The organism is Brevibacterium pigmentatum (assembly GCF_011617465.1).
GTDB lineage: Bacteria > Actinomycetota > Actinomycetes > Actinomycetales > Brevibacteriaceae > Brevibacterium > Brevibacterium pigmentatum.
The window spans coordinates 2869309-2884297 of the sequence record NZ_CP050153.1 but is presented as its reverse complement, the minus strand read 5'-3'; the positions used below and the strand labels follow the sequence as shown (position 1 = coordinate 2884297).

Genomic DNA, 14989 nt, shown 5'->3' with positions numbered 1-14989 from the left:
CTCTGCCGACCGCTCGCCTTAGCATCGAGCGCGCAATGCATAGCTTGATACAGCGACGTTAAGTCGAGCGGTCGGTGCTGAGCATCCAAGCAGAGTATGGAGTCGCCCCGTGTCCGACCGGGCTGATACAGTCGGAGCCAATGACATGGGGTGCCTCATGAGGATCCGTTCGCACCAAGACGCTGCGCACGGAGGACACCGAGGCTGAGAGAACACCCATCGAACCTGATCTGGGCCATACTAGCGAAGGGATCGTCATGGTTGACTTCGACCTGCGTTCTGCCAATGCGCAACTGCGCGCAAGCAATCCACTCATCCAGTGCATCACGAACACCGTGGTGCAGCAGTTCAGCGCGAACGTGCTCCTGGCCATCGGCGCCTCCCCGGCGATGCTCGACCACGAAGCCGACGCCGGACAGTTCGCCGGAATCGCCAGCGGAATCCTCGTCAACTTCGGAACCGCCTCGAACCATCAGCTGCTCGCCGCCGACGCAGCCATCGACGTCGCGAACGCCGCCAGCAAGCCCTGGGTCCTCGACCCCGTGAGCGTCGGCGCCGTCGACTTCCGCACCTCCCGCATCCGCCGGGCCGCCGCCGATCACCCGACTGCCATCCGCGGCAACGCCTCCGAGATCGCAGCACTCGCCGGAGTCGGACTCGGTGGTCGTGGAGTCGAATCCACCGATGAAGTCGATGCCGTCCTTCCCGCCGCGGCTCAACTGTCGCGAAAGACCGGCGCGATCGTCGCGGTCTCCGGACCCACCGACGCCGTCGTCGCCCACATCGACGGCACCGATCACGTCGCCCGGATCTCCGGCGGACACGAATTCATGCCGCTGGTCATCGGCACCGGCTGCTCACTCGGCGCCGTCACCGTCGCATACCTGGCCGCCGCCCGTGCCGGACTGGCCGACCCCGACGCCGACGTCTCAGCAATCAGCGCCCCCGAGCAGTCCGCGAACGGTGGGGCCGCCTCGGCGAAGTTCGAAGCCGTCGTCGCCGCCCACGCCCACTTCGCGGTCGCCGGGGAACTCGCCGCCGATGGTGCGAAGGGTCCGGGCAGCTACTCGGCGAACTTCCTCGACGCGCTCCACACCGTCGACGGTGACCGACTCGCGCAGGCGAGAATCGGCCTCGACACGCTTACCGTCGGCGAAGGCGTCCAGGCATGACCGCCGGATCCGCCCACATCACCGACGATCCGCACGGCGCAACCGTGAACGATGCCGCCGCGACCGACCGCTTCGCCGGAATCGACACGCGCCTCTACCTCGTCACCGACTCGGCGCAATGCGAGGCCGCCGGTCGCAGCGTCGCCGAGACCGTGCAGGCCGCCGTCGCCGGGGGAGTGGGCATCGTCCAGGTCCGCGACAAAGACATCGACGACGGTGACTTCTACTCGCTCACCCGCCAAGTCATCGCCGCCGTCGAAGCCGCCACCCGCGACACCGACCGCACGGTCCCCGTCGTCCTCAACGACCGCGTCGAGGTGGCCCGCCGCCTCAACGACGAAGGCGAGAACGTGCACATCCACGTCGGCCAAACTGACACCACCGTCGCCGAGGTGCGCGCCGCCCTGGGTGCGGAACCGCTCATCGGTCTCTCGGCCGCGAACAGCGACGAATTCGCCGCCGCCCGCGACTCCGGAGTCGTCGACCTCGTCGGCATCGGGCCGGTCTTTGACACTTCCACGAAAGCAGACGCCCCCGACGGAATCGGACCGGACCGCCTCGGCGAACTGGTGGCAGAAGCCGGCATCCCCGCGGTCGCGATCGGCGGCATCAACGCCAATCGTGCCCCTGACCTGAAGGGACGTGGGCTGATCGGGATCTGCGTGGTCTCGGCGATCTGCATGGCTGACGATCCGAAGACTGCGGCCGAGGAGCTGCTCGCCGCTTTCACCGGGAGTGCACAGTGACGACCCGCCCGCCGATCACCCTGTCCATCGCCGGCACCGATCCCTCCGGCGGCGCCGGAATCCATGCCGACCTCAAGACCTTCACCGCGCGGAAGACCATGGGCACGACCGTCATCACTGCTCTCGTCGCGCAGAACACGCACGGTGTGTCCCGGGTCTATCCGATCGACGTCGATTTCGTCGCCGATCAGTTCGAGTCCGTGCTCGGCGACCTGCCCGTCGATGCGACGAAATCGGGAATGCTCGGCAGCCGTGACCTCGTCGAACTCGTCGTCGCCCGCGCCGCCGAAGGCCGGCTCGGCTTCTATACCGTCGACCCTGTGATGATCGCGACCTCCGGCCACCGCCTCCTCGAGACCGATGCCGTCGACGCCGTGCGCACCCACCTGCTGCCCGTCGCCGACCTCATCACCCCCAACCTCCCCGAGGCGGCCCTGCTGATCTCCGACGACGAACCTGAAGCGCAGACGACTGAAGCCATGCGTGACCAGGCCCGGCGCCTGCTCGAACGCGGGCCCGGAGCGGTCCTGCTCAAGGGCGGACACGGCAGCCATGACGAAGTCATCGACATCCTCGCCACCGCCGATGGCCAGGTCCGCGAGTTCACCCACCCCCGCGTGACGACGATGAACACGCACGGAACCGGGTGCACCCTGTCAGCCGCGATCACCGCCGAGGCGGCCGTCCTCGGCCGCGAACACACAGAGATCGGGTCGGGCATCCTCGGCGAGGCCGTCGGAAACGCCCTCGATTACCTTGCTCGCGCTCTCACCTCGGCTGCGGACTGGCAGCTGAGCCTGAATCCGGAGGGCGCCCACGGACCGATCGACCACCAGGTCGACATCGTCCGCGGTCGACCCGCCTGAGGTATCCATCCCGCCTGACCACCACCTCACCGGAACCGCCAACTCACTCGAACCACCACGTCATACGAATCACCACGTCACACCAGCACAAAGGAGTTCCCATGACCGTCACCTTTACCGCCGGCCCACTGACCACCCAGCTGTGGGACCGCGTCGGCCCCATCGTCAAGCAGATCGAAGAGCTGCCGTTCCTCGCCCAGCTCGCCGACGGCAGCCTCGATCCGAAGGCCTTCGTCAATTACATCTCGCAGGACAGCCTCTACCTGAACGGATATGCCAAGGCCATGTCGTTCCTGGCCGCGAAGACCGTCGACCGTGACGAATCCCGATTCTGGGCCGGATCTGCCGCCGAGGCGATCACCGTCGAAGAGGAGATGCACGCAGAGCTGCTCGCCGACGCCCGACTCGCCTCGGCGCTGGAGGAGCTCACCGCGGAAGGCTCCCGATTCAAGGCCTCCCCGACGACGCTGGGCTACGTGTCCTTCCTCGTCGCCAACGCCGCCAGCCGATCCTACGGCGAAGGCGTGGCCTCAGTGCTGCCCTGCTTCTGGGTGTACGCCCATATGGGCAAGGTGCTTGTCGACCGGGCCGGGCAGATGGCCGACGACCACCCCTACCGCACCTGGGTGCAGACCTACGACTCTCCCGACTTCGACGAATCGACCCGCCACGCCGTGCAGATCCTCGAACAGGAGCTCGCGAAGGCCCCGAGCGAGGAAGCCGCCCGCATGCGCGCCGCCTTCGAGCAGGCCTGCGTCTTCGAACTCCACTTCTGGGCCTCGGCACACGCCATGCAGAACTGGGACGTCTCCGTGTTCCTGCCCCAGGAAGTCACTGTCTGAGCGCGGTCACCTCGGCGGGGTGAGCTTGCGGTAGAAACGCCAAACGGCGAGCCCCGTGGCGATGAGGAAGATGACCGTCGGGACGAAGGTCAGCCACTCCGACATCGTCGCCGAACGCGCCCCCTCTGCGATGATGACGAGGATGGCCGCGACGAGCAGTGCGGTGAGCCCCGCGGTGATGCGCAGCAGCTCCATGAGGCAGTCGACGAGGTAGGTCTTCTCGCCGCGCTCGAGCCAATACTCCTTGTGCGGGGCATTGATGAGCGAGGCCGGCAACTTCTCGTAGAGCGGCCGAATCGACAGGAGAGCGGGCAGTCCGACTCCCAAAGGCACGAAGATCCAGAGTAGACCAGCCTTCGACGTCCAGTCATCGGGCTGTCCGCCGGAGTCGAAGTGAGTGGCTACGTTCTCGGGCGTCTGCACCCAGAACCAGACGGAGAACCCGAGGAAGACGAGAATCGAGGCAATCGCGAAGACGAGCGCGGCTCTCTCGCTCGGTGGGTTCCGATGCGGCTGTGCAGGGGAAGGCATGTTGTCACTCTAACAACAGCCGTCAGCAGCCTCAGGCGCGAGACGCTCCCGAACGACCATCCGGGTAATGTGTGAGCGGACCGAACGATCCGAGCGCATGCCAGCCACGGCGCAGGGTGGTCCACAGGAGGACGTGATCGACCTCGATGAGGGGCACTCGGTCATGCTTCGGGCAGGCGAATCGTCCCACGAAGAAGACGATCGTTGCGAACATCACTGCGATCATGAACAGAATCAGCAGATCCATGGCGGCCCCCTCACACCCTGTTGCGAATGCTTCTCTTTCAGTCTCGCCCCAAAATACTGAGAAAGATAGGGCTATCCCACCTGGTGGGCGCAAAGGTGATCAAAATCAACCCGGGCGTGAGACGCCGTTCACGCAAAGGACGAAGCGAGGCTCTCGGCAGCGTTGATGACGGCCTGTGCGGCCGCCCGTCCCTGCTCGAGGGTGATCGAGGACGGGAACGTGAAGCGCACGCTCGTCTGCGCGACCTCGGCAGCGATCCCTAAGGCCGTGAGCACGTGCGAGGGTTCGTCGGAACCGACCGCGCAGGCCGAACCGCTCGAAGCCGTCACCCCGAGGCGTTCGAGCTCGAGCAGCACCGCCTCACCGGAGGTGTTCGAGAAGCAGAACGACGCATGATTCGGAGTCCGAGTCGTCCGGCCGTCAAGGCCGGCCGTTCCCGCCGCGCCAGTCAGGAACGCCCCGGGCACAGCGCTGAGGACCGTGGCGATGAACTCATCGCGGACGGCCCGGACACGATCGGCGGCCTCATGCCGCTCCGCCTCGGCGAGTTCGAGGGCCGTGGCGAACGCGACGGCCAGGGCCACATTCTCCGTGCCCGAGCGTCGTCCCGACTCCTGACCGCCGCCGTGGATGAGCGGTTCGACTGGGACGCGGGCGCGGATCGCGGCCACACCGATGCCCTTCGGCGCTCCGACCTTGTGCCCGGCCAAGCTGAGCGCATCGACGCCCAACCCGGTCAGCGTCAGCCATCCGGCCGCCTGCACCGCATCCGTGTGGAAGAGTGCTCCGGCCTCGTGGGCGATGCCGGCCAAGGCCGGAATGTCGGCCACGGTGCCGATCTCATTGTTCGCATAACCCAAGGTCACGAGTACGGTGTCCGGGCGGATCGCTGCTGTGAGGGCTTCGGGGGTCACTGTCCCATCGGAGGCCGGGGCCACCTCGGTGACGGTGAATCCGTGGACGCGGGCCAGGAACTCCACCGAGGCGAGTACGGCTTCGTGTTCGATGGGGGAAGTGACGATATGTCGCCGAGGCGGCACCGCGGTCCCAGCCTGACCCTGGGACTGAGCCCGACCCTGAGTCCGAGCGCCGAGGGCCATGCCGATGATTGCGAGGTTGTCCGCCTCGGTGCCGCCGCTGGTGAACGTGATGTCCGTGGCCCTCATTCCCAGCACCTTCGCCACGCGAGCACGGGCATCGGTGAGGGCTTCGGCGGGCCCGCGCCCGAATTCGTGGTGGCTCGACGGGTTGCCGAACGCCCCGGCCAGATACGGCCAAGCGGCTTCGAGGGCCTCCCTGCGCACGGGGGCCGCAGCCGCGGTGTCGAGGTAGAGGCGCCCGGTCATCTCAGGCCTCGAGGGAGAGGTCGAGTCCGAGGTCGATTGCCCGGACACTGTGGGTCAGCGCCCCCGATGAGATGACGTCGACGCCGGTGGCGGCGATCTCCGGGATCGTCTCCAGCGTGACATTTCCGCTGGCCTCGACGACGGCGCGGCCGTCGATGAGCTCGACGCCTTCGCGCAGCTGAGCAGGGGTGAAGTTGTCGAGCATGATGATATCGGCGCCGCCGTCGAGCACGGCGGTCACCTGTTCGAGCCGGTCGACCTCGACCTCGAACATCGTCGTATGCGGCAGACGGGCACGGGCGGTGCGGATCGCCTCGGCGACGCTGAGCCCCTCACCGGTGAGCACGGCGAGGTGATTGTCCTTGGCCATGACCGCATCGGAGAGGCCGAAGCGATGGTTGTGCCCGCCGCCGCAGACCACGGCATGCTTCTCGAACGCCCGCAGGCCAGGAGTCGTCTTGCGGGTGTCGACGATGCGTGCCCGCCCCGCGGCGGCCTCGACAAAGGCGTGAGTCTGAGTGGCGATTCCGCTCATCCGCTGGCAGAAGTTCAACGCGATCCGCTCGGCCTGTAACACCGCCCGGGCGGGACCGGTGACCGTGGCAAGCACCTGACCCGCGGTGAAAGAGTCACCATCGGCGGCGGCGAGCTCGACCGTGACGTTCGGGTCGACGAGGGTGAAGGCGCGGGCGAAGACCTCGATCCCGGCGAGCACACCGTCTTCGCGGGCACGCAGATCGGCACTCGCCGAGGCGGTGGCAGGGATGAAGACCTCGCCGGTGATATCGCCCCAGGGAGCGTCTTCGTCGAGGGCGGTGCGCAGTGCGGAATCGATGGTCGCAGCTGTCAGCATGCGGTGGCCTCCTGAAGCAGAGCGGTGGGCGAAGTGGGCGCGGTGGCGGTGCGAACGTCGGCGCGGGTGTCGGTGCGGTCGTCGGCGGCGGTGTCGGTGCGGGTATGCGCGCCGAGGCTGTGCTCCCGGGCCAACGCATGCCGAGCCATGTGTTCGGCGATGAGAGCGAGATTCGCGGTCTCGAGTGGCTTGATGCCGGGTACGGAATGGTCGGCGTTGAATTCCTCGTCATTGGTGAGGTCGCCGGTGGAGCCGTCGTCGTGGGCGGCGTGTTTGTGGGCACCGTCGTCGAGGCGGTCGAGCAGAGTCCGCAGGCCCTCGGCCGTGCGCTCCACACCCAGATGAGCCCAGGTCAGAGCCTGCAGCTCGGTTCGTGTCAGTGCCGTCTGGTGGAATGAACCGAACTGGGGGAGTGGGAGGTCATGACTCACTGGATTCGAATCCTCGACGGCGAGGTCTGCACGGTGTGCGGAGAGGCCGGCAGCGGATGTGTCGGCCGGCAGTGCGTCGATCGCCGCGGCGGCGCGGGAGGCGAAGACCGCGCCCTCGAGCAGCGAATTCGAGGCCAGCCGGTTGGCGCCGTGCACTCCGGTGCACGCGACCTCGCCGATGGCGAAGAGCCCCGCGATGCTCGTGCGACCGTCGCGATCCGTGGCCACCCCGCCCATGAAGTAGTGGGCGGCTGGGGTGACGGGAATGAGATCTCGGGACAGGTCGAGACCATGAGCGGCCAGACCAGTGGTGATGCTCGGGAACTTCGCCGTCACATCCGGGATGGCCCGGGCATCGAGGAAACACGGGCGTCCGTCCTGAGCCGCCTGGCGGCGATGCAGAGCGAGAGCGACGACGTCCCGGGAGGCGAGTTCGGCACGATCGTCGAGCTCGCACATGAATCGGTGGCCCTGCTCGTCGAGGAGAAGAGCGCCGGCTCCGCGAACGGCCTCAGAGATGAGGAAACCGGGACCAGAAAGGGCGGTGGGATGGAACTGGAAGAACTCGAGATCGGCGACCTCGGCACCGGCACGGATGGCCGCGGCCAAACCGTCACCGGTCGCCGCGGCCGGGTTCGTCGTATGCGCGAAGAGCTGCCCGGCCCCGCCGGTGGCCAGCACGACAGCATCGGCGGTGAGGCTCTTGACCCGACCGCCGCGGAGCACGGTGATTCCCGTGGCTCGAACGGGTCGATGCTCCTCGTCGGTGGTGAGGATATCGACGAGCATGGTGTCCTCGAGCAGGGTGACGCGACCTGCGGCCGCCTCGGCGCGCAGCTTCTCCGCCAGTGCGGTGCCGATCGCCCGACCGGTAGCATCGCCTCCGGAATGGAAGATGCGCGGATATGAATGCGCGCCTTCCATTCCGCGGGCCCAGGCTCCGGTCAGGTCGGTGTCGAAGTCCACCCCTGCCTCGGCGAGGGAGATGATCGCGTCACCACCGGCCTCGCACAGAATGCGCACGGCCTCCTGGTCGCAGTGTCCGGCACCTGCCGTGAGCGTATCGGAGACATGGGAGGCGACCGTGTCGTCGGGGCCGATGACACCGGCGATGCCGCCCTGTGCCCATTTGGTGTTCGACTCGCCGAGACGATCCTTTGTCACGAGTGTGACCGTGTGGCGTCCGGACAGGCGCAGTGCCGTGGTCAGCCCCGCGATCCCGGAGCCTGCGACGATGACGCGGCTCATCAGATCCGCGGCTTCGCGGCGAGCATCCGCTCCAGGGACACACGCGCAGGTTCGGCCACCTCGGCGTCGACGGAGATCTGGTTGACGACATGGCCGTCGATGAGGGATTCGAGGACCCAGGCGATGTAACCGGGGTGGATGCGATACATCGTCGAGCACGGGCAGATGACGGGATCGAGGCAGAAGATCTCGTGCTGCGGATGTTCGGCGGCCAGCCGCTGGACGAGGTTGATCTCGGTTCCGATGGCGAACGTGGTCGGCTCGGTCGCCTCGGCGATGGCCTTCGTGATGTACGCGGTCGACCCGGCCTCATCTGCGGCTTCGACGGTCTCACGCGGGCATTCGGGGTGGACGATGACGCGCACGTCCGGGTGCGTGGTGCGGGCCTTGTCGATCTGGGCGGGGGTGAAGCGCTTGTGCACGGAGCAGAAGCCCTGCCACAGGATGACGCGGGCCTCACGCAGCGTCTGCTCGTCGTTGTTGCCCAGCGGTCGGGCGGAATTCCACAGCGGCATCTCGTCGAGGCTGATTCCCATGTTCACCGCCGTGTTGCGGCCGAGGTGCTGGTCGGGGAAGAACAGGACCCGCTGCCCGCGTTCGAAGGCCCACTCCAGGACCACCTCGGCGTTCGAGGAGGTGCACACGATGCCGCCGTTGCGGCCGCAGAAGCCCTTGATCGCTGCCGAGGAATTCATGTACGTGACGGGGATGACCGGGACGCGACCGTCGACATCGGGTTCGGTGCCGAAGATCTCGGCAAGCTGCTCCCAGCAGTCCTCGACCTGATCGATGCTGGCCATATCGGCCATCGAACAGCCGGCGGCGAGGTTGGGCAGGATGACCGACTGTTCCGGTTTCGACAGCAGGTCGGCGGTCTCGGCCATGAAGTGGACGCCGCAGAAGACGATGGCCTCGGCCTCCGGATGGTTCTGGGCGGCCTGGGCGAGCATGAACGAGTCGCCGATGTAATCGGCATGTTCGACGACCTCGACCCGCTGGTAGTGGTGGCCGAGCATGACGACGCGATCGCCGAGGGTGGCCTTCGCGGCGCGGATGCGGGCGTCGAGCTCTTCAGGCGATGCCTGCTTGTAGTCGTCGGGAATGTCGCCCTGACGTGGAGCGGCGACCGGGATCGGGTCGGCCATCGAGGAACCGGGACCGTAACCGGGGCGTTCGTCGACGTCCCACGGTGCATCGAGCAGCTCCGTCGAGCACATATCGTCGTTCGCGCCCGAGGCAGAGATGTCCTTGAGGGTGAGTTCGATCGAAGCTGTCGTGGTCATCATCGTCCTTCGCTCGGTGGGCGGGACCCGCGCCTCGCACGAGATGAAACCGCCCGAAATGTTTTGCGCACTTGTGCGTTTATTTGTTTGCGCAGATTTGAGCTTAATCCTGAGGGTGGGCAATGTACAACTCGGCGGTCGATGGCTCTGCGCTGTGACGGTCGATGGCTCTGTGCCCGGGGATGCAATAGGCTGTGGTCTGGCTCGCAATCCGAGTCGATGCGCACTGCGGTGGGCGCCCCGTGAGAGTTGCCGAGGCTTCGGACCGAAGCGTCGGTCTCGCCCCGCCCGCGCCGGCACCGACGACATCGCATATCTGAAGGATTCTCATGCCCGAAGCGGCACACTCGAACCAGTTCACGTCCTCCTCCGCCACCGACGCTGCGGGCAACGCTGCTGCCGGTGGCAATGCCCCGGCCGGCCCCAACGCGACGGCCAGCCCCGGCGCGACGGCGGGGGCCGCCTCGGCGGAACAGCCGGCCCCGTACGGCGGTCCGGTGTCCGCACCGGCAGCGCCGCCTCGGCGGATTCGGACCCTCGACCTCATCAAGGCCAAGGCCGAAGGCTGGCGGTGGGCGATGCTGACCAGCTACGACCAGTACACGGCGGCCCTGTTCGAACAGGCAGGTGTCGAGGCCCTGCTCATTGGCGATTCGGCGGCGAACAACGTCTATGGCCACGCGACCACCCTGCCGGTCACCGTCGACGAACTCATCCCGCTGGCCCGTGCCGTCGCCTCGGCGACGAGCCGGGCACTCATCGTCGCCGACCTTCCGTTCGGCAGCTACGAGATCTCCGATGAGCAGGCCGTGGCCACGGCCGTGCGCTTCATGAAGGAAGCCGGGGTCCACGCCGTCAAACTCGAAGGCGGGGCGCGGATGGCCTCGCGGATCAAGGCGATCACGACGGCGGGCATTCCGGTCATGGCGCACATCGGCTTCACCCCGCAGGCCGAGCACAACCTCGGCGGCTACAAGGTCCAGGGCCGCGGCGACGCAGGCGGCGCCCTGCTCGACGATGCCCGCGCCGTGGCCGAAGCCGGAGCCTTCTCCGTGGTCATGGAGATGGTGCCCTCCGGGCTGGCCGGCCAGGTCACATCCGAACTGACGATCCCCACCGTCGGAATCGGCGCCGGTGCGGACTGCGACGCCCAGGTCCTCGTATGGCAGGACATGGCCGGTCTGCGCACCGGGAGGGCCCCGCGCTTCGTCAAGCGCTACGCCGACCTGCATTCCGTGCTCACCGAGGCGGTCGGCACCTATGTCGACGAAGTGAAGTCCGGGGTCTTCCCCGAAACCGAGAGGAGCTTCGACTGATGGAGGTCGGCGGCATCCAGGCACTGCGCCGGTGGCGGGCCGAGCAGTCCGGCCGCGTCGGTCTCGTCCCGACGATGGGCGCCCTGCACTCCGGGCATCAGGCGCTCATGACGCGTGCCCGCGCAGAGTCCGATCTCGTCGTGGCCTCGATCTTCGTCAATCCTCTCCAGTTCGGTGCCGACGAGGACTTCGTCCAGTACCCGCGGCCTATCGAAGAGGATCTGAGGAAGTGCGAAGAGGCCGGAGTCGACTTCGTCTTCGCCCCGGCGCTGGCCGAGATGTACCCGTCCGCACCCGAAGTGCGGGTCGTCGCCGGGCGCATGGGGGCCGTATTCGAAGGCGCGGCCAGGCCCGGGCACTTTGACGGCGTGCTCACCGTCGTGGCGAAGCTCTTCACTCTCATCGCCCCCGACGTCACGGTATTCGGGCTCAAGGACATCCAACAGTTCGTCCTGGTCAAACGCATGATCGCCGACCTCAACTTCGATATCGAACTCGTCGGCCTACCCGTCGTCCGGGACGCCGACGGCCTGGCCATGTCGAGCCGCAACGAATACCTCACCGGATCCGATCGGGAACGTGCCCTGGCGATTCCGCGGGCCCTCGACGCCGCCGCCGAGGTGGCCGAGCGAAGCCGTGAGAAGGCGGAGTCCGGCGCCGGTGGCGGTTCTGATTCCGGGGCTGGTGCTGGGGTCGGCTTGCCTGCTGACGTCGAGGCGGCCGCGCTCGCCGAGCTGGAGACGGCCGCTGAACGTGGGGATCTCGAGATCGTCTACTGCAGTCTCGTCGAGGCTGCGACCCTGCGGCCGTGCCCGCCGGACTTCACGGGACCGGCTCTGCTGCTCGTCTCCGCGACGGTCGGTGGGACTCATCTCATCGACAATCTGCCGCTGGAATTCTGATCACGTAGGTGCGCCTCAGAACGCACCGGGCGACGATCAGCCTCGGCATTCGGCCTTTCGTTGTCCGGAGCAGCTCAGATCGGGATCGCGATGACGGCGATGCCGATGATGAGCAGGATGAGCGTGGAGGCGGCCTCGATGAAGAAATCGGCGCTGCGGTGGGCCATCGCCGACGCTGCGAGGCTGGCCAGGCATGCGAGGACAAGCTGGTACGACAGGAGCACGCCGAGGATCAGCGCGACGAGCACGGTGTAGTCGATGCTGGTCGGGGATGCGGGGACGAGGGTCGGCAGGATCGCGAGGAAGAACAGGCCGACCTTCGGGTTGGACAGCGAAGAGATGATGCCGCGGCGATAGGAAACGAACGAGCGCAAGTGGCCCCACGAAGTCGACTCCATGACGTGGGCGATCTCGCTGACCGGGCCGGCGGCCGCCTCGGCGGGGGATTCGGCGGTGGCGCTCGACGCGGGATCGGGTGTGTCTTCGGGGTCGGACGCCTGTGTGGAATCGGAATCCGCGGAGGCGGTGCGGAGTTCGCGACGCAGCCGCAGCGCCTGCCGCCCGGCGAGGAGCCCGAGGAGGCAGAGATAGAGCCCACCGACGATCTTGAGCACCTGGACGGCGGCCGGAAAAACCGTGAGCAGGGCGGAGACCCCGGTGAGCGCCAGCACCATCCAGATCACGGTGCCCGTGGCCGTGCCGAGGGCGTAGACGAGTCCGGCCTTGCGGCGCAGGGAGGACAGACGGATCGTGAGGATCGTCTCGGGGCCGGGGGTGATCGCCAGAGCGGCGGCAGCGCCGGTGATGGTCAAGATCTCGGGTCCGGTCACAGCACTCCTTCTAACGGTTGGGGGTCGGGTTCTGACAGATACGCGGGTCGGGGCGGCGTCGGCCGCGGTCATCGGACCTGCCGGCCGGGCGACGTGGATGTCCCGCTCTTCAATTCTGCCTGCGCCGAACAATCGGGAAAAGCAATTGATCGTGAACGATCACCAGGCAGAACCGAATGGTTAACGGCTACGATGCACACATGTGGGATCTCAATCGACTCCGAATATGGCGAGCCGTCGTCGCCACCGGCTCCGTGGTCGCGGCCGCGAAGAACCTCAACTACACGCCGGCGACCGTCAGCCAGCACATCACGACCCTGCAGAAGGCCGTCGGGGGTCCGCTCTACCGTCGTTCGGGGCGCGGCATCGAGATCACCGAGCTCGGCCGACGTCTGGCCGATGATTCGGCGGAGGTCTTCACCGCGGTCGGCCGCCTCGACGATCTGGTCGAAGGCTTCCGCGCCATCAGCAGGCCCCGGCTGCGGATTGCGGCGTTCACTTCGTTCAATGCGCGTCTGCTGCCGGGCATCATCGATGCCGTGGCCCTGGATCATCCGGATCTGCGGTTCGACATCCAACTCAACGAGCCGGCGAAGAACCGGCGCGGGCACTGCCTCATCGAGATCCGCGCCGAGGTTCCGCAGGACGGGGAGAACCATCTGCCGGAGATGAGGCGCATCCCGCTCTTCGATGATGACTATCGGGTCGTCGTCCCCGAGGGGCACCGGTTCGCGGGGCGAGAGTCGGTGCCGTTCATCGACCTCGAGGGCGAGCATTGGGTCGACTATGACATGTGGGCCGGGCCCTCGAGCAAGGTCGTCGATCATGCGTGTGCCGCGGCCGGATTCGAACGCAGGAGCTTCGCCGCCTGCGAGGACGACTTCGCGGCATTGGCTCTCGTTGCCTCAAACATGGGCATCACGGTCCTCCCACGGCTCTCGACTCTGCAGCTGCCGCCCGGCCTCGTCGCCGTCGACCTCACCGACCCCGTCCCGATGCGCCGGGTCGTCATGCACATCCGCGACAGAGACGTGCACTTACCCCACGTCCGCGCCTTCGCCACAGCCACGTCGAAAGCAGTCGAGTCCCACCTCACCACCCCCTAATTGCTACCCGACGGCGGCCCAGCAACCTGGCGCCAGGTTGCTGGGCCCCCGTCAGGTAGTCCTGGGAGGGGAGATGCGCCGTTCCTCATAGTGGGCTGAGACCAGTGGAGAACGGTGGTGGGATAGGCTGTTGGGGTGAGTTCTGAAATCGAAATCGGCAGAGGCAAGCGCGGCCGTCGCGCCTATTCGCTCGACGACATCGCCATCGTCCCCGCTCGGCGCACCCGCGACCCCGAAGACGTGTCCCTGACCTGGCAGATCGACGCCTACCAGTTCGAGCTGCCGTTCATCGGCGCCCCCATGGACTCGGCCATGTCGCCGGAGACCGTCATTTCGCTCGGCAAGTTCGGCGGCCTCGGCGTCCTCGACCTCGAAGGACTGTGGACCCGGTACGAGGACCCCACCCCGCAGCTGGCCGAAATCGCACAGCTGCCGGCGGAGATGGCGACCTCCCGGATGCAGGAGCTCTACTCCGCCCCCATCCAGGCCGAACTCATCACTGCTCGCCTCGAGCAGATCCGTGAAGCCGGGGTCACCGTGGCAGGTGCCCTGACCCCGCAGCGGACTCAGGAGTTCTACAAGACCGTCATCGACGCCGGAGTCGACATCTTCGTCATCCGCGGCACCACGGTCTCGGCCGAGCACGTCTCGACCCACACCGAACCGCTCAACCTCAAGCAGTTCATCTACGAACTCGATGTTCCCGTCATCGTCGGCGGAGCCGCCACCTACACCGCGGCCCTGCACCTCATGCGCACCGGTGCCGCCGGCGTCCTCGTCGGCTTCGGCGGGGGAGCGGCGGCCACGACGCGGAAGACCCTGGGCATCCACGCCCCGATGGCCACCGCCGTCGCCGACGTCCACGCCGCCCGGCGGGATTACATGGACGAATCCGGCGGCCGCTACGTCCACGTCATCGCCGACGGCGGACTCGGCACCAGCGGCGAAATCGTCAAGGCCTTCGGCGTCGGCGCCGACGCCGTCATGCTCGGCACCGCCCTGGCCCGATCGACCGAAGCTCCCGGTCGCGGAATGCACTGGGGCGCCGAGGCCCACCACCCGGACCTGCCGCGCGGCCACCGCGTGGAACTGGGCACCGTCGGCAGCCTCGAGCAGGTGCTCCTCGGCCCCGGCCGCACCGCGATCGGCGAACTCAACCTCGCCGGCGCACTGCGTCGGGCGCTGGCCACCACCGGCTATCTCGACCTCAAGGAATTCCAACGCGTCGACGTCACCGTCTCGCCCTACCAGACTGGTTCGGTGGTCTGAT

The 14989-nt window shown here is 67.3% G+C and carries 15 protein-coding genes and 1 riboswitch; of the genes, 8 read left to right on the top strand and 7 right to left on the bottom strand.

Features of this window, described 5'->3' with window-relative positions; translation table 11 throughout:
• The first annotated feature begins 136 nt into the window (after window positions 1-136).
• Window positions 137-270, top strand: a riboswitch (TPP riboswitch).
• The 4 genes from GUY30_RS13115 to GUY30_RS13100 all read left to right on the top strand — a co-directional run bounded on the left by GUY30_RS13115 (window position 258) and on the right by GUY30_RS13100 (window position 3626).
• Complete coding sequence (locus tag GUY30_RS13115) at window positions 258-1172, top strand: hydroxyethylthiazole kinase (RefSeq protein ID WP_167198384.1); 915 nt, start codon at window positions 258-260, stop codon at window positions 1170-1172. (Overlaps the previous riboswitch by 13 nt.)
• Window positions 1169-1918 carry a thiamine phosphate synthase gene (thiE, locus tag GUY30_RS13110; protein ID WP_167198380.1) on the top strand — a complete coding sequence of 250 codons (750 nt, stop codon included), beginning with the start codon at window positions 1169-1171 and terminating at the stop codon, window positions 1916-1918. The genes GUY30_RS13115 and thiE overlap by 4 nt, the downstream gene beginning before the upstream one ends.
• Window positions 1915-2784 carry a bifunctional hydroxymethylpyrimidine kinase/phosphomethylpyrimidine kinase gene (thiD, locus tag GUY30_RS13105; protein ID WP_167198377.1) on the top strand — a complete coding sequence of 290 codons (870 nt, stop codon included), beginning with the start codon at window positions 1915-1917 and terminating at the stop codon, window positions 2782-2784. The genes thiE and thiD overlap by 4 nt, the downstream gene beginning before the upstream one ends.
• Window positions 2785-2885: 101 nt before the next feature.
• Window positions 2886-3626: a TenA family protein gene (locus GUY30_RS13100; protein ID WP_167198373.1), complete on the top strand. Its 741-nt coding sequence runs from the start codon at window positions 2886-2888 to the stop codon at window positions 3624-3626.
• Window positions 3627-3632: 6 nt separating this feature from the next.
• Here GUY30_RS13100 and GUY30_RS13095 read toward each other — a convergent pair whose 3' ends face one another.
• The 6 genes from GUY30_RS13095 to nadA form a co-directional block, all read right to left on the bottom strand.
• A complete protein-coding gene (locus GUY30_RS13095) occupies window positions 3633-4157 on the bottom strand; it encodes a DUF1648 domain-containing protein (RefSeq protein ID WP_167198370.1) in 525 nt (174 codons plus the stop codon).
• A gap of 31 nt (window positions 4158-4188) precedes the next feature.
• Window positions 4189-4404, bottom strand: a complete 216-nt coding sequence (locus tag GUY30_RS13090; RefSeq protein WP_167198367.1) for a hypothetical protein — start codon at window positions 4402-4404, stop codon at window positions 4189-4191.
• A 128-nt stretch (window positions 4405-4532) separates the two neighbouring features.
• Window positions 4533-5750 (bottom strand): cysteine desulfurase family protein, encoded by a 1218-nt coding sequence (locus GUY30_RS13085; RefSeq protein WP_167198364.1) that lies wholly within the window; start codon window positions 5748-5750, stop codon window positions 4533-4535.
• A 1-nt stretch (window position 5751) separates the two neighbouring features.
• Window positions 5752-6603 (bottom strand): carboxylating nicotinate-nucleotide diphosphorylase, encoded by an 852-nt coding sequence (gene nadC / locus GUY30_RS13080; RefSeq protein WP_167198361.1) that lies wholly within the window; start codon window positions 6601-6603, stop codon window positions 5752-5754.
• Window positions 6597-8282 carry an L-aspartate oxidase gene (gene nadB / locus GUY30_RS13075; RefSeq protein WP_167198358.1) on the bottom strand — a complete coding sequence of 562 codons (1686 nt, stop codon included), beginning with the start codon at window positions 8280-8282 and terminating at the stop codon, window positions 6597-6599. Before nadB ends, nadC begins: the two co-directional genes overlap by 7 nt.
• Window positions 8282-9565: a quinolinate synthase NadA gene (nadA, locus tag GUY30_RS13070; RefSeq protein WP_167198355.1), complete on the bottom strand. Its 1284-nt coding sequence runs from the start codon at window positions 9563-9565 to the stop codon at window positions 8282-8284. Before nadA ends, nadB begins: the two co-directional genes overlap by 1 nt.
• A gap of 329 nt (window positions 9566-9894) precedes the next feature.
• On the opposite strand from nadA, the gene panB reads away from it, so the two are divergent.
• Together panB and panC are read left to right on the top strand one after the other, a co-directional pair.
• Window positions 9895-10881, top strand: coding sequence for a 3-methyl-2-oxobutanoate hydroxymethyltransferase (gene panB / locus GUY30_RS13065; protein WP_208091413.1), 987 nt, complete (start codon window positions 9895-9897; stop codon window positions 10879-10881).
• On the top strand, window positions 10881-11783 hold the full coding sequence (gene panC / locus GUY30_RS13060) for a pantoate--beta-alanine ligase (RefSeq protein WP_167198352.1): 903 nt from the start codon (window positions 10881-10883) through the stop codon (window positions 11781-11783). The genes panB and panC overlap by 1 nt, the downstream gene beginning before the upstream one ends.
• 74 nt (window positions 11784-11857) lie before the next feature.
• Here the strand turns inward: panC and GUY30_RS13055 are convergent, their stop codons facing one another.
• The gene (locus GUY30_RS13055; protein WP_228281329.1) at window positions 11858-12613 is read right to left on the bottom strand and encodes a LysE family translocator; all 756 of its coding nucleotides are present in this window, start codon (window positions 12611-12613) and stop codon (window positions 11858-11860) included.
• Between the two features lie 200 nt (window positions 12614-12813).
• On the opposite strand from GUY30_RS13055, the gene GUY30_RS13050 reads away from it, so the two are divergent.
• Both GUY30_RS13050 and GUY30_RS13045 read left to right on the top strand, forming a co-directional pair.
• A complete protein-coding gene (locus GUY30_RS13050) occupies window positions 12814-13719 on the top strand; it encodes a LysR family transcriptional regulator (RefSeq protein WP_167198345.1) in 906 nt (301 codons plus the stop codon).
• 135 nt (window positions 13720-13854) lie between these two features.
• Window positions 13855-14988, top strand: a complete 1134-nt coding sequence (locus GUY30_RS13045) for a GuaB3 family IMP dehydrogenase-related protein (protein ID WP_167198342.1) — start codon at window positions 13855-13857, stop codon at window positions 14986-14988.
• Window position 14989 lies beyond the last annotated feature (1 nt).